Below are 22415 nucleotides of genomic sequence, written 5' to 3'. Positions count from 1 at the left end.
CGACTCCCCACACTGTGACAAGCATCCGGGGAGCGGTCGGATCATCCTCGATCTTCTCCCGCAGTCGGCGGATGTGCACGGTGACCGTCGAGGGGTCGCCATAGCTCCATCCCCACACCTGTTCGAGCAGCTCGCCCCGGGTGAAGGCGCGGCCGGGCCGGCGCAGCAGGAAGGCTAGCAGATCGAACTCGCGCACCGTCAGCCCGAGCGGCACCCCGTGCCGGGTGGCGGTCCGCGCGGCCGTGTCGACGACGAGGGTGCCGGCCCGCAGGACGCCGGCCTCCGCGCCCGGCGCCGCTTCGTTCGCCCGCCGCAGCACCGACTGCACGCGCAGGGTCAGCTCCCGCGGCGAGAACGGCTTGGTCACGTAGTCGTCGGCGCCGATCTCCAGACCGGTGATGCGATCCGGCTCGTCGGCACGTGCGGTCAGCATGATCACTGGTACCGGTCGGTGCGCCCGGAGCCGGCGGAACACCTCGATGCCATCGAGACCGGGCAGCATCAGGTCGAGGACGACGAGGTCCGGTGGGGTTGTCTCGGCCACCCGCAGGGCCGTGGGCCCGTCCGCGGCGCGGTCGACGTCGAAGCCGGCGTTGCGCAGGTAGCGGTCGACGACCTCGGAGACGAGGGCGTCGTCGTCGACGATGAGCACACGGGCCACCCGGCCACGATAGGTAAGGCGACGGCCACCTTGACCATGATCGGCTCGGAGGTCTCCGCTTCGTAATGTTCCGCTTCGTCATGCTCGTAATGATCGTCATGTTTGTCGTCGTGTCCGTGCCGAGCCGCCGGACGGGACCCGGGCATTCCTTGTTCCGTAAGGGTTGATCACGCGCGGGCGGTACTACAGTCCCGATCATGTTCACGCAACGTAGTGGGATCGGGGCCTCCGTCGACGTCGTCCTTCCCTGCCTGGACGAGGCCGGGGCGCTACCCTGGGTGTTGGATCGGATGCCCGTCGGCTACCGGCCGATCGTCGCGGACAACGGATCGCGCGACGGTTCCCGCCAGGTGGCGCTGGAACGCGGGGCGGTTGTCGTCGACGTGCCCGAGCGCGGCTACGGCGCTGCCGTGCACGCCGGGCTGCTCGCCGCGGACGCCGACATGGTCGGCGTGTGCGACGCGGACGCCTCCCTCGACCCCGCCGAGCTTCCCGGTCTCGTCGCGCAGTTGCTGGCCGGCCGGGCCGATCTGGTTCTTGGCCGCCGTCGCCCGACCTCGATGCGGGCCTGGCCGCCGCACGCCCGATTCGGGAACGCGCTGGTCGCCGGGCGGCTGCGCCGGCGCGGCGTTCCCGTCCATGATCTGGGCCCGATGCGGGTGGCCCGCCGGGAGGACCTGCTCCGACTGCCCGTGGCCGACCGCCGGTTCGGCTATCCGCTGGAACTGCTGCTGCGGGCAGCCCAGGCCGGTTGGCGGATCATCGAGACCGACGTGGCCTACACCCCTCGGGTCGGGCGCTCCAAGGTGACCGGGACACCGCTCGGCGCCGCCCGGACGGCCCGGGACATGTCCGCCCTGTTGGCGAGCCTCCGGTGAGGCTGCTCGTGATGGCGAAGGAGCCGGTACCCGGGCGGGTCAAGACCCGCCTCACGCCGCCCCTGCGCCCGGACCAGGCGGCGGCCGTCGCGGCGGCCGCGCTCGCGGACACGCTGGCCGCGGTTGAGGAGCTGACCGGCCTGCCCGGGTTCGACGCACTGTGCCCGGTCCTCGTCCTCGACGGCGCGGTCGGCCCGTGGCTGGAGACCTCGTTCGCACGAATCCCGGCCGGACGAATCCCGGCCGGACGAACCGCGGGCGGACGAATCGCGATCGAAGTGATGCCGCAGGTATCGGGGCCGTTCGACGTCAGGCTCGCCGCCGCCTTCGACGCCGGCAGCGAGCCGACCTTGCTCATCGGGATGGACACCCCCCAGGTGACTGCCGCCCTGCTCGCCTCCGCCTGCCACGCGCTGCACGCGACCGACGCGGTGTTCGGTCCCGCCGCGGACGGAGGATGGTGGGCACTCGGCCTGACCACCCCCGACGGCGATCTTCTCCGTGGCGTGCCGACCTCGCGCCCGGACACCGGCGCACGGCAACGGGCCCGCCTGTCCGAAGCCGGCCTGACGGTCACAACCCTGCCGACGGTGCGTGACGTCGACACCATGGCCGACGCCGACGCGGTCGCCCGGCTCGTGCCCGGTGGGCGCTTCGCCGCGGCGCTGCGCGCCACGCAAGGGGATCGCATCGCCGCCGGCCGGGCCACCGCGTGTTGACCGGCGTCCCCGACGGCCGGTGGGGACCGACGACCGTCTACGAGGCGGGACTGCGTTCCGCCGGTGGACAGCTGTGGATGCGCCGTCCCGACGGGCGACGCGACCCGCTGCCGGTGAACCGCTGGCGTGGCACTCTGCCCCCGGCGGCGCCGACCCCGCGCACCTGCTCCACCGGGGCGCTGTCCCCGGGGGATCTGTCGTTGTTGCGTCACTGCGGCGGCCCGACCCTCGACGTCGGCTGCGGGCCCGGCCGGCTCGCGGCTGCGCTCGCGGCCCGCGGGGTGCCGGCCCTCGGCATCGACGTCGCGCCGTTCGCGGTGCACCTGACCCGGCGGGCCGGTGCGCCGGCGCTACGGCGGGACGTGTTCGGCCGGGTACCTGCCGAGGGACGATGGGCCGCGCTGCTGCTCGCCGACGGGAACATCGGCATCGGCGGCGACCCGATCCGGTTGTTGCGCCGGGCCGGGGAACTCCTCGCCCCCTCCGGCCGGGTGCTCGTCGAACTCGAACCGCCGGGCACCCAGACCGGCCCGATGCGGGTCCGGCTGGAGGACGCGACCGGCCGGGTGTCGCGGCCCTTCTCCTGGTGCCTGGTGGACGGGGACGACCTGACCGGCCTCGCGCCGGACGCCGGACTGCTAATCACCCGGACCTGGTGCAGCGCCGGCCGGCACTTCGCCGCGCTGCGCCGGCGTCTCCCGACCGGATGATTCCCCGCCGGGCGCGGACCGCCCGACTCACCATGAGGGCCGCCGCGCCGGCCCAGACCACTCCGAGGACGAGCGCGAGGTTGCGTCCGTACGGCAGCGGGTTCACCGTCGGGTTCCCAGGGTCCCCACCGTAGCCACGCCACAGCGGGAGCGACGATAGGGCGACCGCCGCACTCACTAGCAGCGCGCCCTGTGCGACGGACCGGTAGGGCGGTGGGACCAACCGGGCGAGCAGGAAGCCGACGAGCATCGTCGCGGGCACGAGCAACGCGTCATGGACCAGGACCCCGCCGATCAGCCAGACCACGGTGTTCGGCGGCCGGGTGGCCTGCTGGTGGGCGAGCACGCCGTCGACCCCGTAACCGATTGCGGCCAGCCCGGCCGCCACCGCGACACCGCGCAGTACGACGGCGTTCATACCATCACCACCCGATGTACCCATTTCGTCTGGAGGACCCCGGGCCGGTTCGGCGCGATGAGCCGGGCCGGATAACCGTGGTCGAGGTCGAGGCCGGCGCCGTTCACCCCGGTCGCGAGCAGGGTCAACGAGTCCCGGGCGTGCGAGGGGCTGACGTCGCTTGCCCGGTAGCCCCCGCGGGCCTCGAGGGACTCGACCCGGACCGTCGCGTCGGCGGGGATCATGGCGGCGTCCAGCAGATCCCGCAGCCGCGGCCCGTGCCAGGTGGCGTCCGCGGCCCATCCCTCGACGCAGGTGATCGGCAGCTTCGAGCTGTACCGACGCAGCGCGTACAGCTCCTCGATGGTGTACACCATCCGGCGCGGACCGACCACCTCCAGCCGGTACCCGGGGTCACGGGCGAGGGAGGTGACCCGCGCGGCTCGCGCCGTGCGGTTCACCGGGAGCCCCTGCGGGCCGATGTCGGGCCGCCGCGGCGCGAGCAGGTCCAGCCGGGCCAGGCCCGGGACCGACTGGCCAGCGGTCGTCGCCACGATTACCCCGGCGGCGGTCCCCGTCGCGAGGCCGAGGCCGCGCCGCGTCAGACTGCCCGTCCCCGGGGCGGCGCCGGTCATGGTGGTGGCGGCGCCGGTCATGGTGGTGGCGGCGCCGTTCAGGGGCGCGCGCTCATGGCGGCGACGGCCCACGTTCGCCCGGACGACGGTGAGCTTCGCGACGATGTGGAGGACCAGCGCGCCGATTGTGATCCAGGCGACCCAGTAATGGGTCACGGTGAAGAAGAAGTGGAACCGGTACCACTGCGCGATGTTCGCGATGCCCGTGCTGAGCTGGAAGATCGCCCCTGCGATCAACGGCACGATCGTTATCCGCTCCACCGCATGGGCGACGGAACGGATCGGGGGCCATTCCCACAGCAGCGGATACACCGTCCACAGCTTCGCCAGCAGCAGTGGGACGCTCGCGAGTCCGGTGGTCACGTGCAGGCCCTGGGTCACCCGGTACAGCCAGACGGGTCGGGAAGGCCATTCCAGCCAGGACGGCGGATGCTGCATGAAATGCGACACCAGCCCGGTCAGAAAGCATGTTCCGAAGGCGATCCCGAGCCAGATGCCGAGGAGAGCCGCCATCCGTGGATCGTGCAGCCGACTGGGGAATGCGTTTTCGCGCAGGGGGCCGCGCCGCAGGACCGGGGGTGGTTCCGGCAGCTTTTCGGTCAGCAGACGAGGCAACCGACGGGGCAACTGGCGAGGCAATTGTCGCACGAATGCACGGTAGGCCGCCGGGACCACTCGCGACCGAGTACCGGCATTACGGAACGAGGAAGGCCCGGCGCGGTGTTCCCGCGCCGGCGCTGCGCCTGCCAGTCTCGGGACCATGCCCAGAACCCGCACCGCGCCACGCCTCAGGCCCGCCCTGGCCCTGGCCGGGGCGGGTGTCGGGCTCGCGGGTCTGCTCGCGGCGCAGCGCGCCGTCCTCGCGGCGCCGGGATACCTGCCCGGCCGGGCAGGGGTGCTCTACCCCGTCATGCTCTGGTGGGCGCTCGGTGTCGCCACAGCCGCGCTGCTGGTCCACGCGGCCCCGCGCCGGTTGGCTGTCGCCATGCTGCTCGGCGGAATTGTCGCCATCCACGCCGTCGCGGCCACCACCGGCCCGCAGCTCTCCGACGACCTGTACCGCTACGCCTGGGACGGTCGGGTCCAGGCCGCCGGGATCGACCCCTACCGGTACGGCCCGCTCGCTCCGGAACTGGCCCGGCTGCGCGATCGCTGGCTGTTCCCGGATCCGGCCGGGTGCGCGGCGATCGGGCGCGGGCCGCACTGTATCCGGCTGAACTACCCGCGCGCCCACACCATCTACCCGCCGGTGGCGCAGGCGTACTTCACCGCCGTTCATGTCCTGCCGGGGCCGCCGCGCGAACACAAACTCCAGCTCTACGCCTCGCTGACGTCCCTGGCACTGGTCGGGCTGATGACGCGGATGCTGGTGGCGCGAGGCCGTGACCCGCGCCACGCGGCCTTCTATGCGTTCTCGCCGCTCGCCGGCCTGGAGATCGGTTCCGATGCGCACGTCGACGTCCTCGGGGCCGTGCTGGCGCTCAGCGCTCTGGCGGTCCTCACCGCCCGGTCCCATCCGCTGCGGACGGGGGTCGCCGGGGCACTGCTCGGCGGCGCGGTGGCGGTGAAGCTGTACCCGGCGTTGCTGCTGCCCGCGGCGGCCCGGCGCCGGCCCGTCACGCTCGCCGGGGCCGCCGCCGGGGTGGTCGTGCTGTCCTACCTGCCGCACATCCTCGCCGTCGGTACACAGGCGCTGGGCTTCCTCCCGCAGTACCTCGACGTCGAGGGCTACGGCGAGGGCAGCCGCTTCCTCCTGCTCGCCGGGCTGCTGCACCTGGACGGATCCGCGGCGAAGGCGGCAGCGGCCACCCTGCTGGCGGCGGTCACGGTCGCCGTGCTGCGGACCGATCCACAGCGGGTTCCCGTCGAACGGGCCGCGCTGTGGCTGGTCGGTGCCGCGTTCCTTGTCGCGACCCCGGTCCAGCCCTGGTACGGGGTGCTGCTGGCGGCGCTCGCCGTCATCGCCGGGCGGCTGGAATGGCTCGCCGTCGCCGCGGCCGCGCACCCCGTCTACGTCTCGCTGTTCACGGATCTGCCCGGCGACGCGTGGACCTTGCGGGTGTATTCCTACGCCGTCGGCGGTGGCGTCGTGCTCGCCGCGACCGGTCTGCGCCGGTGGACCGGCCGACGGCTGGCGGCCGCCGAGCGCGCTGCCGCACCCGCGGCCCCATCCGTCGTCGAACCCCGGCTATGACGACCGTCGGCGCCCGGCGCCGAGGTGCGGACGGATCTTGATCGGCGACTTGTTGGGCTCGGTCCGGACCCACGGCCTCGCCAACTATCATGCTAGCTAGCATGATAGTTGGCGAGGCGACTTGATGCTCGATGCCGAGCTCGCGGACATCGTCGACAACCTCCGCGCCATCGGTGCGGACATCGCCGACGTCGAGGTGAAGAAGGCGCAGGGTGGGCTGCCGAAGTCGCTGCGCGAGACACTCTCGGGGTTTGCCAACACGCGAGGTGGCGTGATCATCCTTGGGCTGGACGAAGCCCTGGGCTGGACGAAGCCCAGGGCTTCGTTGCGACCGGACTGCCTGATCCGGCGAGGCTGACAGCCAATCTCGGCTCGATGTGTTCCGAGGACATGGAGCCTCCGCTGCGACCGCTGATCAAGATTCATCACTTTGAAGGCGTCCAGGTTCTGGTCGCCGAGGTCCCCGAGCTAGATCCCGCTCAGAAGCCCTGCTACTCGCGCGGAGCCGGCATCACCAAGGGCAGCTATGTCAGAGTAGGCGATGATGATCGTCGGCTGTCGGCCTATGAGGTCCAGGTGATGTTGTCCTCACGTGGGCAGCCCCGTGAGGACGAGCAGGCCGTCCACGGTGTTGGTCTGGATCATCTGGATGCGGCCGGTGTCGACGTGTTGATCGCCCGGCTAAGGGTCAGCAGGCCGTATGCGTTCAAGGATCTGGACCGGTTGGCGGTGCTGCGCCGTGCCAGGGTGCTCGTGCCTGGAAACGATGGCGAAGACGTGGTCTCGCTGGCAGGGCTGCTGGCGCTCGGCAGCTATCCGCAGGAGCACTTCCCGCAACTGATGGTCACCTTCGTGCGCTACCCGACCGAGACCGGCGGCCGGTCCACTGAACGGTTCCTGGACAACGTGACGTTGGAAGGCCCGGTCCCGGTCATGGTCCGCGACACGCTGATGACCGTCCGCCGCAACATGTCCCGCCGGGCGGTCATCGGAGGCGTGGGCCGGCAGGACGTCTGGGAGTACCCGGAGACCGCTCTGCGCGAGGCGGTCGTCAACGCGCTGGTCCACCGTGACCTTGCCGGTGGCGCCCGCGGCACCCAGGTCCAAGTCGAGATGTACCCCGACCGTCTGGTCATTCGCAATCCCGGTGGGCTGTTCGATCCTGTCACGGTCGACAGCCTCGGCGAAGAAGGCATCTCCTCGGCCCGCAACGCCACCCTTATCAAGATTCTCGAGGACGTCCCGATCCCCGGCGAGACCCGCACCGTCTGCGAAAACCGCGGGTCGGGCATCCGCGCCATGCTCGACTCCCTGCTCGCCGCGGGCATGAGCCCGCCGGAGCGAATGGGCGAGGTGACCGTGGCCGATGTCCGTCCCGCGGTCCCTGAGCAACGCGTCGCCCGCATCGACGACTGGGCTGAGGCTGTGTGGCGGGCCTGGTCGGACCAGCACGAGACAGTGCGTGGCTGGTCGCAGCCGCCCTGAGCAGGAGCCGCTGGGCGACGTCCCGTCGATGCTCCGCGCCACTGTCCTCGGCGATGACCGCGACCGCCAAGGCCGCGAAGCGCAACATGGCTGGATGACGACTACCGGCCGCCCCAGGTCTCCAGCCAGCGCAACGCCACCCAGTCGCCGTCGATACGCGCCGAGGCGACCAGCCCGCAGAACAGCCGGGCCGGATGCGGCGGGCACTCCGGTTCGTTCGGCCGCAACCCAGCCGCGTCATACTGGCCCTCCCGCGGCCGGAGGCCGGTCCCCGGCCAGCGCCAACGTAGCGATTCGACCGGCCAATATTGCGTAAGGCTATTGCACTTCTCCGCATCCTATGGTCCCATGGTCCGGGAAGTCTCGCCATAATCTCAGGGGGGTGCGGCGTGCCAGACTCCGCGGAAGAACGCGTTCAGGCAGCGCTCAAAGGCGTGATCGAAGCAAACTTGGCAAGGGAGCGCGTCTTCGACGAGGCGGGTTCAGGCGACGCGGGTACAGGCGACGGGACTGCAGCGGTCTCTCACCACTCGAACGGCATCATCTTCAGTAGGTCAACCAACGGAACGTCTCATTCCAACGGCATTTTTTTCAGCCGGACCGGCGCGGTCGAAATCGAGCCCGCCGTCCTCGAGCAGTCTGAGGCCATAAGCGGGTTGGCTGAATTGGACGAGGTGGCGTTCAACGCGTTCACGGAACGACTGCTCAGGCTGCAGCAGGCCAAGGCGGCCACGCAGAACAAGCACATCGGGCAGTGACCGAGAGCCCATGGGAATGGCGTCCTGACGCCGGCGCGTGGACCGCCTCGCTGATCGAGAGGGTTGACCGGTGGATGCCGGTCCAGACGTTGAAGCTGGACGCCGAACGCGTCCGTGCCGTCATCGTCGACAATGCGCTCGTAGCCAGTCCGTGGCTACGCCATCCCCTCATGAGTCGGCTTACTAAGCCCGAGCCCGTGGACGGCAGCCGCGACGTCGCCCTCGCCGCTTGGGCCGCCGCGAGCACCGCGGCCGATCTGGGCGCTGTCGAGCTGACCGAGAAGATCGTGTTGTGGACAGGTGCGGGGGACGAGGTGGTCGACGCCGGTCGCCACGAACTCGAGGCACTCGGCGCACTGGTCGCCCAACCTGCACCTGTCCCGCTCGGGCTCGATCTTTGGTGTCGGGCCACCGGCGTCGTCACCCCGGGTTCGTGGCCGTCGCTGCCGTCGTCGGCGGTCGTTGAACGAGAGCCGGAGATCCAAGTGTCGATCGGGCGCTACCTGCGCACGGTGGGCGTGCTGGCCAACCGCTGCCCGGACCTGATGAGTTGGATCACGTCGGCCACTGCTGTCGTCCGTCCGCTCGCGCCGATCGCCGACACGGCGCGAAGTTGCCACGACCCCGACGTTCCCGGTCTCATTGAAGCCGACATCTCCAAGGGGACCGCGCAGACCATCGAGCTTGTGGTCCACGAGACTGCGCACCACCACCTACGTATCGCGCAGGCGGCTGGCGACCTGGTCGATCCCGCGCACGACGGCACGTACACCTCGCCGTTACGCGCCGAACCCCGTCCGTTGTTCGGAATCCTGCTTGCTTACCATGCACTCGCGTACATCTGCGTCGCCCTAGCCGAGGCAGCCAAGGCAGGCATCATCGCCCCCGAGGTCGACGAAGCGGTCGCGAAGGACCTCGGCCGTCATCGGGACGACGCACGGGAAGTTCTGCAGAACGCCGGCTCTCATCTCACCGACGCCGGTGCCGCCTTCGTACTCCGCACCCACGGAGTAGCCGATCATGTCCTCGCCTGAACGCATTCACCTCCTGCCTACTCGCAGCCAGGAGTCGGCGCCAGACCACGCCTCTCAGTTTGCCGGAAAATCTCTCGCGTTCGTCTTCAAAATTGCATCTCGGTGCAACCTCGACTGCAGCTACTGCTATGTTTATAATAAAGGTGACAATACCTGGCGGGACCGCCCGGTCGTCATGCGCGACGACGTCGTCGAGGCGGCGCTTGGTCGCATCGAGGCGTGGTGCGAGGCGACCGGCCAGCGGCGAGTGCGGATAACGTTCCACGGCGGCGAACCCCTGCTCGCCGGCCGAGCACGTGTGGACCGCTGGTGCCGGCGCATCCGAGAGCGGCTGGCTGGCACGGCCCGGGTCGACTTCAACCTGCAGACCAACGCCACCCTGATCGACGACGACTGGGCGGAGCTCTTCGTCGAGCACCGCATCGAAATCGGCGTGTCGATCGACGGCCCCGCGGAGATTCATGACGCCGCCCGAGTGGACCGGCGCGGCGCCGGGTCGCATGAGCGCGTGGTGAGCGGAATCGACTGTCTGAGAAGACACGGCGTAGGGATGGGTGCGCTCGCAGTCGTCCAGTTCGGAGCCGACAGTGTTTCGATCCACCGGCACATCACTTCGCTGGGTTTCCGCACCATGAACTACCTCCTCCCCGACTTCACCCATGACACTGTGGCCGAGGTGCGCCGGGCCCACGGCCCGACACCGTGTGCAGACTACCTACTACCGGTCTTCGACGAGTGGTGGGTCAACGACCCGGTGTCGACTAGAATCCCACTTTTCGTGGCCGTTTCGCGACTTGTGCTCGGTGGTCGCTCCAACATCGACATGGTCGGGAACGAACCGTTCGGATTCGTGTTCATCGAACCCGACGGCGCCGTCGAGGATCTCGACGCCCTCAGGGTCTGTCGGCACGGCATGGCTGGGACGGGCCTCAGCGTGTTCGCCAACGACGTGTCCAACGTGGGCGCGCTCTCAGCGCTGCACCGTGCGGCGATGTTCGACGGACTACCGGTGCCGACGGGTTGCCAGACCTGCCCGGAGGCGACCACGTGTTCCGGCGGCTACCTGCCTCATCGCTGGTCATCGAACGCGGCGTTCGACAACCCGAGCGTGTGGTGCGCTGACCTGCTCGCGCTGTTCGCTCACGTCCGTAAGCGCCTCGACGTCGACATCGAGGAGACAGCCCTGCGCCGCCAGGCTCTCGCCGAGATGACCCGAGTGGTCGTATGAGCCTGGACGACGTCGGCGAGGCCTTGACCTGGCTCGACGGGACCACGCTCATCGACACGCTCGACAGCGCCGTCGTCGACAGAACAGCGGAGGCCTTGCGGCGTCGGTCCGGCGCCGGTGCCGTCACCGCGATCACGCAGCTCGACGAGCATCGGCAGCGGCGCGTGCTGCGCGCGCCGGAAGTCACCCGGCGCTTGCTGTTCGCCACGACTGGACCCGACGACGTCGAAGCTTTTCTCGCCGCGGCGGTCGGGGTCGAGATGACGCTCGCCGGCAAGGGACCGCCCCCGACGAAACCTTCCTGGTCGGCACTGGGAGATGTCTACGTGCGCCCGGACGGCACCACCGACGGGTGGCCGCAGCTGCCCGGCGACCGCACCATGGCGCTGGACTTCGGCAGCCCGAGAGGTCGCGGCATTGACCTGAGCGGACGATTCGAGCGTACGAACGCCTCCCGGCCGTCGTTCACCGTCGACCAGGTGAACACGATCCATCGACGCCTCGTCGAGACCATGTCCTCGCTTGCTGGGCTGTCGAGCGCCGTCGAGCCCTTCGTGCAGCGTGCCACCTGCGTCCTGGTGCTGCAGATCGATCCTGACGGCGCTGACCACGTCGCCTCGGGCACGAACGGCAACTACATCGGCCGGTCGTTCGTGACCAACCCGCACCACCCTGAGGCCTCGCTGGACTGTCTCGCCGAGGGCGTCGTCCATGAAGCCATACACGGCCTGCTATACCGAGAGTGCCTGCAACGCCCGTGGGTGGGCGGCGACGCCGCTGTCGAGGTGCCGTGCGTCCGGTCGCCCTGGACCGGGCGCCTACTTCCCGTTCGACCGTTCCTGGAGGCAGTCCACGTGTGGTTCGGTCTCGCGCACCTGTGGGCGCTCGGGAGCAGAACGGCGGGTTTCGAGCCCCGCGCCGTCCGGGCCCGCCTCGTTCGCAGTGTCCGGGGTTTCGCCCAGGGCTCGGTAGCGGACCTGGTCCGGCCGTGGTGGCCGGACATCAGGCGCGAGGTCGTCGAACGGATCGACGGGCTTCAGGCACACGTCGTCGATGCGCTGCCGGACGTCTCGTGAAGAGCATCAGCGTCGTCGCGATGCCATGGGCGTCTCCGGAGACGCCGAGTATCCAGATTGGCATCCTGACCGCCGTCGCCGAACGCGCCGGGCTGCCCGTCAACGCCCACAGCCTCCAGCTCGAAGCGGCGGGCTACTTCGCCGGCAACGGCATCGCCCCGACGCTGTACGACGCCGTCGTGCGGCGCTGGTGGAGAGTCGGGCTAGGTGAGTGGATCTTCAAGGATCCCGGGCGGCGGGTACAGGAGTGGAGCGACTACGTCGACTACCTGCGGCGGGAACAGGTGCCGGACGCGGTCGTCGATGCTGCATTGGGCATGAGGGAACTTACTGACGCGTTCCTGTCTGCGTCGGCCGACGAGATCCTCGCAACCGAGCCGGCGGTGGTCGGTTTCACTACGACGTTCTCGCAGACGGTGCCCTCGTTGGCACTTGCCCGCCGGCTGAAGTCGAAAGATCGCGACCTCGTCGTCGTGTTCGGCGGCGCCAACTGCGACGCCGAGCTGGGGACCGCGTTGCACCGGCTCTACGACGAGGTCGACTACGTCGTCCAAGGCGACGCCGAGCGTACCTTCGGGCCGCTGTGCACCGAACTGTTGGCCGGACGCCGGCCTGGGAGCGGTCCCGGCCTGCTCGCCCGTGGGAGCGGTGACGAGGGCTCACGCGTTCACCGCATCGCCATGTCGGAAGCGCTGACCCCGGTGTACGACGAGTACTTCGAGCGGCTTGCCCGGTCGCCGCTACGCGAGTCGTTGTCGTCCCGGACGCGCCTGGTCGTCGAGACCTCCCGAGGGTGCTGGTGGGGGGAGCGTCACCACTGCACGTTCTGCGGGCTGAACGGGTCGAGCATGACCTTCCGGGCCAAAGCCCCGGACCAGGTCGTGGACGAAATCGAGTTTCTCGCCCGCCGCCACCGCAGGGTGGAGTTCGACGTCGTCGACAATATCCTGGATCCCAAGTTCTTCGACAGCGTGTTGCCTGAGCTCGCCAAACGGCGCAAGGCCGGCCACGACTACCGCTTCTTTTACGAGATCAAGTCGAACCTCGTGCCCGACCAGGTCCGACAGCTTCGCGACGCGGGAGTCCACCGGATACAGCCCGGCATCGAGACGTTGAGCACACCCCTGCTGCGTAGTATCGACAAGGGCGTCGCCGTGTGGCAAAATATACGCCTCCTGATCTTTGCGGCGCGCTACGAGCTGCTTCCGACCTGGAATATCATTTACGGGCTGCCGGGCGAGACCGACGAAGACTACGTGGCGATGGCAGACCTGGTGAAGTCACTTGTCCACCTCAAGCCGCCCGGGCTGGTCCGGCTTCAGGTCCAGCGGTTCAGCCCTTACTTCGACAAACCCGCGTCCCACGGCTTGCGGCTGCTCGGTCCCGCCGCCTACTACCGCCACCTGCACTCCGTGCCGGCGGACGAGCTCGCCGGCCTGGCGTATGCGTTCGAGTACGAGCACGTGGACGGGCACGACCCCGAACAAGCGGTCGCCCCGTTGCGTGACGCGGTCGACGCCTGGGACCGCTGCTGGACGCCCGGGCGCCACCGGTCGCTTCGATACGAGAGAGGGCCGGGGTTCCTGCGTATCCGCGACCGTCGCCCCTTGCTCCCGAGCCGCGACATCTTCCTCGACGACGTCGAGGCGGAGCTCTACCTCGCCTGCCTCGACGGCGCCACCCCGTCGAGCGCGGCGGATCGCCTGCTTCGCGACCGCGACCTTGACCTCGATCCCGACGAAGTGCGAGCCTTTTTGACCGAGATGACCGATGCTCGCCTCGTGTTCCGGGATGGCGACCGGTTCTTGGCACTGGCCTTGCCACTGACACCCGACGCCGACCCGCCGGCCCGCTCCGCCGCGGCGCGCACGAGACCTCGCCTGCGCCTGGCGACCTCGGACCGAGATGGCAACTGACGTCGTGCATCTGGTGGCCGGAGGATCGCGATGACAGCAAAGACCTTCACCCTCGGGACCCACCGCGCGGTGGCGCCGGAAGAAACCGTCCGGCGGCTGCGCGGCCAGCTCGACATGTTCGGGATCACGAGAGTAGCGGACATCACTGGACTGGACCGGATCGGCATACCGGTGGTGACTGCCTGCCGCCCGGCCGCTTACTCGCTGGCCGTCTCGATGGGCAAGGGCGTCACGCTTGCCGCCGCCAAAGCCTCGGCAATCATGGAATCCGTCGAGCTGTGGCACGCCGAACGGGCGAGTGTGCCGACCGTGTGGGGACCCGCCTGCGACCTTGCGCCGCGCCACCAGATAGCCGATTGGTCTGGCCTGGCTCGGGCAACCGGAGCGAATTTTGCGACCACGACACCGACGACGTGGGTGGCGGCTGCCTCGCTCGTCGACGGCACTGCGGCGCTTGTCCCGTTCGAGGTAGTGCACACCGACGGTCGAGTTCAGGAACCGCCAGGTAGCGGCTGGTTCAGCTGTACCTCGAACGGTCTATCGTCGGGCAACAACGGCTTCGAAGCCAAGCTCCACGCACTCTGCGAGCTGATCGAACGCGATGCGATCACCATGTGGCGGCTTACCGGCGACGTCACCACGACCACCATCGATCTTGGCAGCGTCACCGACCCGGTCGGCAGGTCACTGCTTGAGCGCTTCGACGAGGCTGGGATCGCTGTGATGCTCCACGACGCGACGAGCGATATCGGTGTCGCCACTGTGGAGTGCACAGTCTTCGAGCCAGACGCCGACGACCAGGATCTCACGGTCTACGCCACGAGTGGCATGGGATGCCATCCCAGTCGAGACATCGCGCTGTGCCGTGCCGTCACCGAAGCGGCGCAGAGCCGTCTCACGCTCATCAGCGGCGCACGCGATGACATGTTCCGCGCCCGCTACCGCCCGAGCTCCGCTGCCGCCGAGCAGGCGCGACTGCTGCGAGAGCGCTGGCGGGCGTCGTTGCGCGGCGGCCGCGACGTCAGCGACCTCCCCGACCTCTCGACGAGCACGCTCGAGCGCGACCTGGAAGCCGTGGTGAGTGCGCTCGTCACCCGAGGCTTCGACCCTTGGTGGGTTGACCTCAGCCGGCCGGACACCGGCGTTGCGGTCGGCCGCGCGGTTGTTCCAGGTCTCGAGCCGCCCAGTGACGTGTCGGGGTACAAGCCGGGTGCTCGCGCTCGCGCCGCTGTCGAGGGCGTCGTCGGTTGACCGGGCCAGTGACTGGGCCATTGCCAGTCGTCTTCCTCGGCCCGACACTCGGCATCGACGACGCTCGCGCCGTTCTGGACGCCGAGTTCCTGCCGCCCGTTCAGCTCGGGGACGTGTGGCGGATCAGCCAGGAGAGACCGCCCACGATCGGGATCATCGACGGCTACTTCCACCAAGTGCCGGCAGTGTGGCACAAGGAGATCCTGTACGCCCTAGCGCTCGGGATCCGGGTCTACGGGTCGTCGAGCATGGGGGCGCTACGCGGCGCCGAGCTGGCGCCCTTCGGCATGGTCGCCGTCGGTGACATCGCTGCGGGATATTGCTCCGGTGAGCTGACCTCGGACGACGAGGTGGCCCTTGTGCATGCAACGAGCAAGCACGGCTTTCGGCCGCTTTCGGAGCCCCTGGTGAACGTGCGAGCGACCGTAGCTGCCGCGACGGCGCAGGGCGTGGTCTCTCGCATGACCGGAGAGCTCGTCGTTCAGACCGCACGTTCGTTGTTTTATGCTGACCGCCGGTGGGAGCACCTGCTGAACCTGGTGCCGTGCCCCCCCGAACAGCTCGAGGCGTTGCGCGCGTGGCTGCCGCAAGGCCGAGTCGATCAGAAGCGGGCCGACGCAGTGGCCATGCTCGAACGGATGCGCGACGACCTCATGCCGTCGAGTAGCGAAACGACCTCGCCCGCTGCGACTGAATTTACCCCCACCGTGCTCTGGAACGAAGTCGTGCGGCAGGAGACGCCCATCGCCAGCATCCTTGACGAGTTCCTCTTGGCCGTTCCGTTGGCACACACTGTGGCTGAGGGTATTGCGCGCGCGTCGTCCGGTGAATGGGTCGACTGGGTAGCGCTCCTTTCGGCTGAACCCGACTGGCCCGAGTGCTGCCGCCGAGCAAGGCGGAAACGGCAGATGTGGACTCAGTCCACCGACGATGATCAGAGCAACGCCGACAAGCTCCTTGCCTGGTTCTTCGGCGAGCGTCTGGGGTGGCCAGACGACCTCGGCGCCTTTCTCCGCGAGCGTGCTTGGACGGACGTCAACCGCGTCACCGAGGTCGCCGCCCGCGAAGCCGCTTTCCTCGCCGCCCGGTAGTCACGCCCGAAAATCGCCTCTGCCAGTTTGTGCAACCAGAAACCTTACAGATCCGTGCAAGATCCGACTTCCTCCACCGAGTCGTTCGTACTCGGCGGCGATCCGGGTGAAGTGTTGCTGTGTCAAGGCGGCTCAGGAAAGCGCGTTACCCTTCGCCGAGGCAGGGACCATCCATCCGAGGCTTTCGGCCCAGCGGCGGGCGCGTTCGGGTTCGTCGGCCACCAGTGGGCCCGCCGGGCCGTCGACGTAGAAGCTCCGCGGACGGTCGAGGAGGGAGAAGCCGAGACGGTGCAGGCACTTTGCCGCACCGGCCGCGGCCGAACCCGCGGGACGGGGGTGACGGACCTTCGTGTCGAACGTGGCCGCTCCGGTGAGCGGTATCCCCTCGGGCGACCCACTCGGTTGCCTGGGCAGTGCCTCGAGCCACTCCCGGATCCCGATTCCCGGCGACACGACGTTGCCCTCGGTCCGCCTGGTGGCGTCGTGTCGGGTCTCGGGCCGACTCATCTCGAACGCATGGGTGGGCCCGCCGACGATGAGGAGCCTGACATCGTCGTTCAGGGCCGGGTCCGCGGTGCCGACCTCCACGAGTCCGACGTCCAACCACGTCGACAGGCCGATCGCGACGGCGTCCGCGATCACCCTGGTGTTGCCGAACATCGATTCATACACGACGAGGGCGCGCATCTCGTCCCACTCCTCACCCGGAACCTCGTACCGGAGCCTCGTACGGTCCCGGCCGAGGGCGACGCCCGAATACCCGCGCTGTCCCGGCCGCCGTCGGTCTGTCGGCTGCCGCCGCGAGCTCCGGTCCTCCCGGTTCTTTCGGTTCTTCCGGTTCTTGCGGCCGTAGGGGTCTCCTCGGCCGTCGCGGGCGTCGACCCTCGATCCAGGTTCCAGACCAGTGTCATCCGTGGACGGCCACGCAGGGCAGGGTCGGACGGTCTGGTCAAACCGGACATTCGGCACGGTCGGCGGCTTCCCCATGGGCCGCCGCCGGAGGTCGGTCCGCGCCGCCGGGAGGCCCGGGCGGGAGGTAGGGCGGGCGTGCGATGAAACGAGCGAACGCGGTGCGAACGCGATGTGGAGGTACTGGTCTCCGTAGCGACACCGGCCGGTGTGGTGACGAAGGTGGCGATGGTAGACAATCTCCTCACCGTACGTCGTCTAGTGGGTCGCGCAGGAGAATGGATGATCATGGAGGAGTTGCCCGAGTGGGCCGCGGGGATCGATGTCAATCGCCCGAGCGCTGCGCGGATGTACGACTACGCGCTCGGCGGATCGCACAATTTCGCGGTGGACCGGGAGGCGACGCGCGCCGCCCTCGAGATCCTCCCGGATGCCCTGCTGATCGCCAGATCGAACCGGTTGTTCCTGCACCGGGCGGTGCGCTTCCTCGCTGCCGAGGCCGGGATCACACAGTTCCTGGATCTCGGCTCCGGGGTGCCGACGGTCGGTAACGTACATGAGATCGCCGAAGGGGTGAATCCGGAGGCCCGGGTCGTCTATGTCGACATCGACCCGGTCGCCGTCATCCACTCCCGGATGCTGCTCGCCGACAATCCGCGGGCCACGGTGCTGCAGGCGGATGTTCGGCAGCCCGCGTCGATCCTCGGCTCCAGCGCGGTGGCCGAGCTGCTCGATCTTTCTCAACCGATCGCCGTGCTCATGGTGACGGTTCTGCATTTCGTCCCCGACCGCGATGACCCCGCTGGCATCATCGATTCCTTCCGGGAGGCGACGGCGCCGGGCAGTTACCTGGCCATCTCGCATGTGATCGCGGACGAGCGGGCCGTAGAGATCAACCAGGCCAGCAAGGTCTACGACGAGACCCCCACCGGGGTGACCCCGCGTTCCCGTGCGGAGATCACCGATCTGCTCCGCGGATACGACCTCGTTGACCCGGGCCTGGTCTACCTGCCGGCCTGGCGCCCGGACGCGGCGGGCATGGGCGCCGATCCCCTCGCGGGCAACCCGGTGCGTTCCACGGTACTTGCCGCGGTCGGGCGCCGGTAGCCGGTAGCTCGCCGTTCCTTGGCTGTTCTTGGCCGTCCTTGGCCTTTTATGGTTTTTCCTGGCTATCTCTCACTTTTCTTAACTTTTATTAGTTTTTTTCCGGCTTCCGGCGTTTTTCCGGCCAGCGGCCGAGGTTTTGTCACAGGGCGGGTCAGGCCCAAGGTTCGTCATGGTCCGGTAAGACATGCGTGCGATGAGGAGTGCGTGCGGTGAGGTCCCTGCCCCAGACGGCCCGCCAGCAGGGCGTCGCGCGCTTCGCCCAGGCCTGGGCCCGAGAGATCCTCGGCGCCAGCTACCCGGCGATCGGCCTGATCGACGTCGAGCAGCGGTTACGGGCGTTGAGCGACCGGCTCGTCGACGCCCTGCTCGCCGAACCGTTCACGGCCGACCCTGCGGCCGCGGTCGGGGCTGCCGTCGTCGAGTACACCTTCGGCGCCGCGGACGCGTTGGCCGGAACCATCGAGATCTGTGGCACCAGACTGCTCACCGACCTACGACTCGGGACGGCCGACGGGTACGGCGCCCGGCTGGCGGCGTTGCAGGGCGGCCTGGCCCAGGGATACGCCCAGGCGCTGCGGGAGCGGATCCTCGCCGGGCAGGACTCGATCCATCGCGCGGCCCTGCACGCGAGCGATGCCCGCTTCCGGCTGATCTTCACCGGCTCCGCGATCGGAATCCTGATCAATGACGGAGACGGACGGATCATCGACGCCAACGACGCTTTTCTGCGGATGCTCGGAGTCGGCCCGGGTCAGGTGCAGGGCAGGTCAATCGACGAGTTCGCGCATCCCGAGGACGCGGGGGAGCTCCGGGAGGCCTATGCCGCCCAGCGGACCGCCGGACCGGAGCACATCCGGATGGAGCGGCGGTTCACCGGGATCGGCGGGTCGGTGGTGTGGGCCGAGCTGACCACGTCGTGCCTGCGCGACGACGACGGGCGGTGCCGTGCGCAGCTCTCCATGATCGCGGATGTGACCGACCGGCATCTGTTGCAGAGCCAGCTGCGCCGCCAGGCGCGGCACGACCCGCTCACCGGCCTGCCGAACCGGACGGTACTCATCGAACGGGTCCACGAACTGATGGCCACGGGACCGGAACGTCGCGTCGGGCTGTGCTTCATCGATCTCGACGGATTCAAAATGGTGAACGACAGCCTCGGCCACGACGTCGGCGACCGGTTGCTCGTCGCCGTCACGGACCGGCTGCGTCGGGTGCTGTCCCCGGAGCAGCTCCTGGTCAGGATGGGTGGTGACGAGTTCGTGATCCTCGTCGCCGACACAGCCGGCACGGCGGACGCCGTCGCCGTCGCCGAGACCGTGCTGGCGGCGCTGGCGAGCCCGCTGCGGGTGGGTGACCACGCGCTGTCCATCGGAGCGAGCATCGGCATCGTCGAACGGCCCGTCGCCGACGGGGACTACGCCGATCTGCTGCGGGCCGCCGACATCATGCTCTACCGGGCGAAGGCGGAGGGGAAGGGCCGCTGGGCCCTGTTCGACGCGGAGCGAGGCGTCCGGCAGGCGACCCGGCACACTCTGTCGACCATGCTGCCCCGCGCCCTCGAACAGGACCAGTTCGTCGTCGAGTACCAGCCGATCATCGCTCTCGGCGACGGTGCGGGTGCCAGGATGGCCGCCGGGGCGATGGTCGGGGTGGAGGCGCTGGTCCGCTGGCGGCATCCCGGCCTCGGTCTGCTGCCCCCCGATCTGTTTATCGGGATGGCGGAGGAGACCGGGCAGATCGTGCCCCTCGGCCGGCGAGTGCTGGAGCTTGCCTGCCGGCAGGCGCGGCAGTGGCAGGAGTGTCATCCGCACGCCCCGTTCGTCAGCGTCAACCTGGCCGCCCGGCAGACCCGCGAGGCCGGCCTGGTGGAACAGGTCCGACGCATTCTCGACGAGACCGGGCTTTCCCCGGACCTGCTCCAGCTGGAACTTACCGAGAGCGCCTTCATGGGCACGGCCGACGAGCCGCTGCGGGTCCTGCGCGGGCTCGCCGAGATGGGCGTGCGGATCGCTATCGACGACTTCGGCACCGGTTATTCCAACCTCGCCTACCTGCGTCGGCTGCCGGTGCACACGCTCAAGCTCGCCGGACCGTTCATCGAGGGCTTCCGCTCGGCGCGGGACGCCGACCCGGGGAATGAGGAGATCGTGCAGACGCTGGTCGCGTTGGCTCACACCCTGCGCCTGACGGTGACCGCCGAGGGCGTCGAGACCCTGATGCAGGCCGAGCGGTTGCGCGCGGCCGCCTGCGACAGTGCGCAGGGCTTTCTCTTCGCGCCGCCGCTGACGGCCGAGGAGATTACCCAGAGGATCCTCACCCGGTCCGCTGGCTCGGACCGATCATCTTCGAGCCCCACGCGGGCAGTGCGGGCGGCATGGGCGCGCTGATCCCGTAGGACGCGCTGACCTCTCCACCTCCAGTGGATCTTCGGCGTGGGTGGCCTTGGCTCCTCCGGGCGGGGGCTCCTCCGGGGTGGTGCGGCGGTCGGTGATCTGCGGTCGACACCCGTCGTACGCTGGGAGTTTGGAGCCGGTAGTCCCGGGAATGGGCGGCGTGTCGATGTCTTCGATGCCTCGGTCCTCCTTGTCCCGGAGACGGGGGTGGACGGGGGCCGCGTACCGGCCATGAGCCCAGACGCCATGAGCCCAGACGAGGACAGGACCGCCCGTCGCCGGGTGGGCCGCGGGGGACTGGCGGCGGTGCTGCCCGGCGTGCTGGACGAGTTCGGGACGCTGTTGGGGCATAGTCCGGAGCGGGTCTCCGGTGCGCGGCGGACCGACGACGGCTGGTCGGTGCTGGCCGACGTCGTCGAGTTGGAGCGCATCCCGTCCACCACGAGCGTGCTCGCCACCTACCGGCTGGACGTCGACAGGGAGGGGAACCTCGTCGGTTACGAGTGGCTGCGGAGGTTCGTCCATGGCGCCACCGACTGACCGCCACCGACTGACCGCCACCGACTGACCGCCACCGACTGACCGCCACCGACTGACGAGGTTGCCGCGTGAGGTCGCCCATCGCGACAGCAGGAACCGGGCAGGGCCATGACCGTCGACCGCAGCCTCTTCGCCGGGCCGCCTCGTGCCCGGCCCTGGGGTGGTTCGCGTCCGGACTCGCTGGCCGACGTGTTGGAAAGGGTCCTCGACAAGGGGGTTGTGATCGTCGGAGACGTGGTCGTCAGCGTCCTGGACGTCGAGCTGCTCACCCTGAAGCTGCGGCTGTTCATCGCCTCGGCGGACACGGCGCGGGAGATGGGCCTGGACTGGTGGACCGCGGACCCCTTCTTCAACTCCCGGGCGCGATCTTTGGAGGAGGAGAACAGGAGGTTGCGGTCGCGGCTGGCCGAGGTCGAGCCCGCCGACGGGCGGTGGCCCGGGCGGACCGAAGACCACCCTGAGCGGATCGCCGACCGTCCCGCGCAGATCGCGAATCGTGCCGGGGAGGGTGTGGGCGAGCCGACGGACCGGGATCCGGCGGACGCGGTCGAGCGGCTCTTCGGCGGGGCCGGCCGGCCTGGCTGGCGCAGGGGGGATCGGCCTTGACGGGGTATCGGCCGCCGAGGAACGGGACACGAGGGAGTAGCGGCCATGAGCACGACGGCCGGGGCTGAGGACCTCACGGCCCTCGCCCGGCGACTCGCGCCTGAGATCGTCGAGGAGGCCGTCCGAGAGGCCCGCGAACTCGCCCGACATCAGATCGTCGAGTGCCTCGCCCGTGAGATCACCCGGGTGGTGATGGAGGGCATCCGGCCGGCCGTGACCCCGCCCCGGGACCTTCCTCCCGTTCCGGTCTCGCAGTCGGGGTCGGTCTCGCGGTCGGAGTCCGTCTCGGAGTCCGTCTCGGAGTCCGTTCCGGAGTCGGTTCCGGAGTCGCTTCCGGAGTCGACCGTCGAAACTGTGGGCGCGGTCGGGCCCGGCGTCCGGACGTCCTCGCGCGCGTCCCGGACCGACCGCGGTCTTTACGCATACGGCATCATCCCCGCGGCGAGCGACACCGCCGGAATCGAGGGGCTGGGCGCCGGCACCGAGGTGGACGCGATCGCCTGCGGGCCGTTGTCACTCGCCGTCTCGGAGGTCGAGTTGAGCCTGCTGCGTGACCTCGAGGAGGACGTCTCCGACACCGGTCGCCTCGCCGTGCTGGCCCGCCGGCACGATCAGGTGCTGTGGGAGCTGCTGGAACGCGGCGGTGTGCTGCCGCTGCGGTTCGGCACGGTGCTCGCCGACCCGGAGCAGGCCCGGGCCATCCTCGACGACCAGGTACGGGACCTGCTCCGGATGCTGGACGCCGTCCGGGACGCCCGTGAGTGGGGATTCCGGGTGGATTCGCCTGTCCACCACCCGGCGGAGACCGTGCCCACGGTGGGTGTGGG

At 69.5% G+C, this 22415-nt stretch carries 23 protein-coding genes; 18 read left to right on the top strand and 5 right to left on the bottom strand.

Annotated elements, in window-relative coordinates; all coding sequences use genetic code 11:
• On the bottom strand, positions 1-661 hold a 661-nt coding region (locus AC08OP_RS04715), incomplete at its 3' end, for a response regulator transcription factor (RefSeq protein ID WP_476613071.1).
• A 197-nt stretch (positions 662-858) separates the two neighbouring features.
• Here AC08OP_RS04715 and AC08OP_RS04710 point away from each other — a divergent pair.
• From AC08OP_RS04710 to AC08OP_RS04700, 3 genes are read left to right on the top strand one after another with little or no spacing between them, the layout of a single operon-like run.
• Complete coding sequence (locus AC08OP_RS04710; RefSeq protein WP_476613070.1) at positions 859-1539, top strand: glycosyltransferase family 2 protein; 681 nt, start codon at positions 859-861, stop codon at positions 1537-1539.
• Positions 1536-2258, top strand: a complete 723-nt coding sequence (locus AC08OP_RS04705; protein ID WP_476613069.1) for a TIGR04282 family arsenosugar biosynthesis glycosyltransferase — start codon at positions 1536-1538, stop codon at positions 2256-2258. Before AC08OP_RS04710 ends, AC08OP_RS04705 begins: the two co-directional genes overlap by 4 nt.
• The gene (locus tag AC08OP_RS04700) at positions 2252-2968 is read left to right on the top strand and encodes a methyltransferase domain-containing protein (RefSeq protein WP_476613068.1); all 717 of its coding nucleotides are present in this window, start codon (positions 2252-2254) and stop codon (positions 2966-2968) included. The genes AC08OP_RS04705 and AC08OP_RS04700 overlap by 7 nt, the downstream gene beginning before the upstream one ends.
• Here the strand turns inward: AC08OP_RS04700 and AC08OP_RS04695 are convergent.
• Entirely contained in the window at positions 2901-3386 is a 486-nt protein-coding gene (locus AC08OP_RS04695) for a hypothetical protein (protein ID WP_476613067.1), read from the bottom strand. The genes AC08OP_RS04700 and AC08OP_RS04695 overlap by 68 nt on opposite strands.
• Positions 3383-4513, bottom strand: a complete 1131-nt coding sequence (locus AC08OP_RS04690) for a molybdopterin-dependent oxidoreductase (RefSeq protein ID WP_476613066.1) — start codon at positions 4511-4513, stop codon at positions 3383-3385. The genes AC08OP_RS04695 and AC08OP_RS04690 overlap by 4 nt, the downstream gene beginning before the upstream one ends.
• A gap of 247 nt (positions 4514-4760) precedes the next feature.
• On the opposite strand from AC08OP_RS04690, the gene AC08OP_RS04685 reads away from it, so the two are divergent.
• The 3 genes from AC08OP_RS04685 (at position 4761) to AC08OP_RS04675 (ending at position 7679) form a co-directional block, all read left to right on the top strand.
• Positions 4761-6194 carry a glycosyltransferase 87 family protein gene (locus AC08OP_RS04685; protein ID WP_476613065.1) on the top strand — a complete coding sequence of 478 codons (1434 nt, stop codon included), beginning with the start codon at positions 4761-4763 and terminating at the stop codon, positions 6192-6194.
• A gap of 124 nt (positions 6195-6318) precedes the next feature.
• A complete protein-coding gene (locus AC08OP_RS04680; protein ID WP_476613064.1) occupies positions 6319-6552 on the top strand; it encodes an AlbA family DNA-binding domain-containing protein in 234 nt (77 codons plus the stop codon).
• A gap of 17 nt (positions 6553-6569) precedes the next feature.
• Entirely contained in the window at positions 6570-7679 is a 1110-nt protein-coding gene (locus AC08OP_RS04675) for an ATP-binding protein (protein ID WP_476613063.1), read from the top strand.
• Positions 7680-7780: 101 nt separating this feature from the next.
• Here AC08OP_RS04675 and AC08OP_RS04670 read toward each other — a convergent pair whose 3' ends face one another.
• Complete coding sequence (locus AC08OP_RS04670; protein ID WP_476613062.1) at positions 7781-7906, bottom strand: hypothetical protein; 126 nt, start codon at positions 7904-7906, stop codon at positions 7781-7783.
• Between the two features lie 162 nt (positions 7907-8068).
• Between AC08OP_RS04670 and AC08OP_RS04665 the strand changes: the two genes are divergently transcribed.
• Genes AC08OP_RS04665 through AC08OP_RS04635 form a run of 7 tightly spaced genes read left to right on the top strand, consistent with a single transcriptional unit; the run spans position 8069 to position 16033 of the window.
• Entirely contained in the window at positions 8069-8437 is a 369-nt protein-coding gene (locus AC08OP_RS04665; protein ID WP_476613061.1) for a hypothetical protein, read from the top strand.
• Positions 8434-9471 carry an aKG-HExxH-type peptide beta-hydroxylase gene (locus AC08OP_RS04660; protein ID WP_476613060.1) on the top strand — a complete coding sequence of 346 codons (1038 nt, stop codon included), beginning with the start codon at positions 8434-8436 and terminating at the stop codon, positions 9469-9471. The genes AC08OP_RS04665 and AC08OP_RS04660 overlap by 4 nt, the downstream gene beginning before the upstream one ends.
• Positions 9458-10699 (top strand): radical SAM protein, encoded by a 1242-nt coding sequence (locus AC08OP_RS04655; RefSeq protein ID WP_476613059.1) that lies wholly within the window; start codon positions 9458-9460, stop codon positions 10697-10699. The genes AC08OP_RS04660 and AC08OP_RS04655 overlap by 14 nt, the downstream gene beginning before the upstream one ends.
• Positions 10696-11775, top strand: coding sequence for a hypothetical protein (locus AC08OP_RS04650; RefSeq protein WP_476613058.1), 1080 nt, complete (start codon positions 10696-10698; stop codon positions 11773-11775). Before AC08OP_RS04655 ends, AC08OP_RS04650 begins: the two co-directional genes overlap by 4 nt.
• Positions 11772-13691, top strand: a complete 1920-nt coding sequence (locus AC08OP_RS04645) for a RiPP maturation radical SAM C-methyltransferase (protein ID WP_476613057.1) — start codon at positions 11772-11774, stop codon at positions 13689-13691. The genes AC08OP_RS04650 and AC08OP_RS04645 overlap by 4 nt, the downstream gene beginning before the upstream one ends.
• A gap of 30 nt (positions 13692-13721) precedes the next feature.
• On the top strand, positions 13722-14942 hold the full coding sequence (locus AC08OP_RS04640; protein WP_476613056.1) for a YcaO-like family protein: 1221 nt from the start codon (positions 13722-13724) through the stop codon (positions 14940-14942).
• The gene (locus AC08OP_RS04635) at positions 14939-16033 is read left to right on the top strand and encodes a TfuA-like protein (protein ID WP_476613055.1); all 1095 of its coding nucleotides are present in this window, start codon (positions 14939-14941) and stop codon (positions 16031-16033) included. Before AC08OP_RS04640 ends, AC08OP_RS04635 begins: the two co-directional genes overlap by 4 nt.
• A 132-nt stretch (positions 16034-16165) precedes the next feature.
• On the opposite strand, the gene AC08OP_RS04630 is transcribed toward AC08OP_RS04635, so the two are convergent.
• A complete protein-coding gene (locus AC08OP_RS04630) occupies positions 16166-16720 on the bottom strand; it encodes a flavodoxin family protein (RefSeq protein ID WP_476613054.1) in 555 nt (184 codons plus the stop codon).
• 504 nt (positions 16721-17224) lie between these two features.
• Here AC08OP_RS04630 and AC08OP_RS04625 point away from each other — a divergent pair.
• The 5 genes from AC08OP_RS04625 to AC08OP_RS04605 all read left to right on the top strand — a co-directional run.
• Complete coding sequence (locus tag AC08OP_RS04625) at positions 17225-18049, top strand: SAM-dependent methyltransferase (protein WP_476613053.1); 825 nt, start codon at positions 17225-17227, stop codon at positions 18047-18049.
• A gap of 209 nt (positions 18050-18258) precedes the next feature.
• A complete protein-coding gene (locus AC08OP_RS04620; protein ID WP_476613052.1) occupies positions 18259-20436 on the top strand; it encodes a putative bifunctional diguanylate cyclase/phosphodiesterase in 2178 nt (725 codons plus the stop codon).
• A gap of 252 nt (positions 20437-20688) precedes the next feature.
• The gene (gvpO, locus tag AC08OP_RS04615; RefSeq protein ID WP_476613051.1) at positions 20689-20982 is read left to right on the top strand and encodes a gas vesicle protein GvpO; all 294 of its coding nucleotides are present in this window, start codon (positions 20689-20691) and stop codon (positions 20980-20982) included.
• Positions 20983-21090: 108 nt separating this feature from the next.
• The gene (locus AC08OP_RS04610) at positions 21091-21588 is read left to right on the top strand and encodes a gas vesicle protein (protein WP_476613050.1); all 498 of its coding nucleotides are present in this window, start codon (positions 21091-21093) and stop codon (positions 21586-21588) included.
• A gap of 45 nt (positions 21589-21633) precedes the next feature.
• Positions 21634-22415: GvpL/GvpF family gas vesicle protein (locus tag AC08OP_RS04605; protein WP_476613049.1), on the top strand; the 782-nt coding region annotated here is incomplete at its 3' end.

Source organism: Frankia sp. CeRuru1, assembly GCF_977966315.1.
This window is presented reverse-complemented; position numbering and strand designations above follow the sequence as displayed.

Excerpts from the sequence above, each read along its gene's own strand:
- AC08OP_RS04710 (WP_476613070.1), top strand. The coding sequence starts at position 859 with ATGTTCACGCAACGTAGTGGGATCGGGGCCTCCGTCGACGTCGTCCTT.
- AC08OP_RS04695 (WP_476613067.1), bottom strand. The coding sequence starts at position 3,386 with ATGAACGCCGTCGTACTGCGCGGTGTCGCGGTGGCGGCCGGGCTGGCC.
- AC08OP_RS04690 (WP_476613066.1), bottom strand. The coding sequence starts at position 4,513 with ATGGCGGCTCTCCTCGGCATCTGGCTCGGGATCGCCTTCGGAACATGC.
- AC08OP_RS04685 (WP_476613065.1), top strand. The coding sequence starts at position 4,761 with ATGCCCAGAACCCGCACCGCGCCACGCCTCAGGCCCGCCCTGGCCCTG.
- AC08OP_RS04680 (WP_476613064.1), top strand. The coding sequence starts at position 6,319 with ATGCTCGATGCCGAGCTCGCGGACATCGTCGACAACCTCCGCGCCATC.
- AC08OP_RS04675 (WP_476613063.1), top strand. The coding sequence starts at position 6,570 with ATGTGTTCCGAGGACATGGAGCCTCCGCTGCGACCGCTGATCAAGATT.
- AC08OP_RS04655 (WP_476613059.1), top strand. The coding sequence starts at position 9,458 with ATGTCCTCGCCTGAACGCATTCACCTCCTGCCTACTCGCAGCCAGGAG.
- AC08OP_RS04650 (WP_476613058.1), top strand. The coding sequence starts at position 10,696 with ATGAGCCTGGACGACGTCGGCGAGGCCTTGACCTGGCTCGACGGGACC.
- AC08OP_RS04640 (WP_476613056.1), top strand. The coding sequence starts at position 13,722 with ATGACAGCAAAGACCTTCACCCTCGGGACCCACCGCGCGGTGGCGCCG.
- AC08OP_RS04630 (WP_476613054.1), bottom strand. The coding sequence starts at position 16,720 with ATGCGCGCCCTCGTCGTGTATGAATCGATGTTCGGCAACACCAGGGTG.
- AC08OP_RS04625 (WP_476613053.1), top strand. The coding sequence starts at position 17,225 with ATGATCATGGAGGAGTTGCCCGAGTGGGCCGCGGGGATCGATGTCAAT.
- gvpO (WP_476613051.1), top strand. The coding sequence starts at position 20,689 with ATGAGCCCAGACGAGGACAGGACCGCCCGTCGCCGGGTGGGCCGCGGG.
- AC08OP_RS04610 (WP_476613050.1), top strand. The coding sequence starts at position 21,091 with ATGACCGTCGACCGCAGCCTCTTCGCCGGGCCGCCTCGTGCCCGGCCC.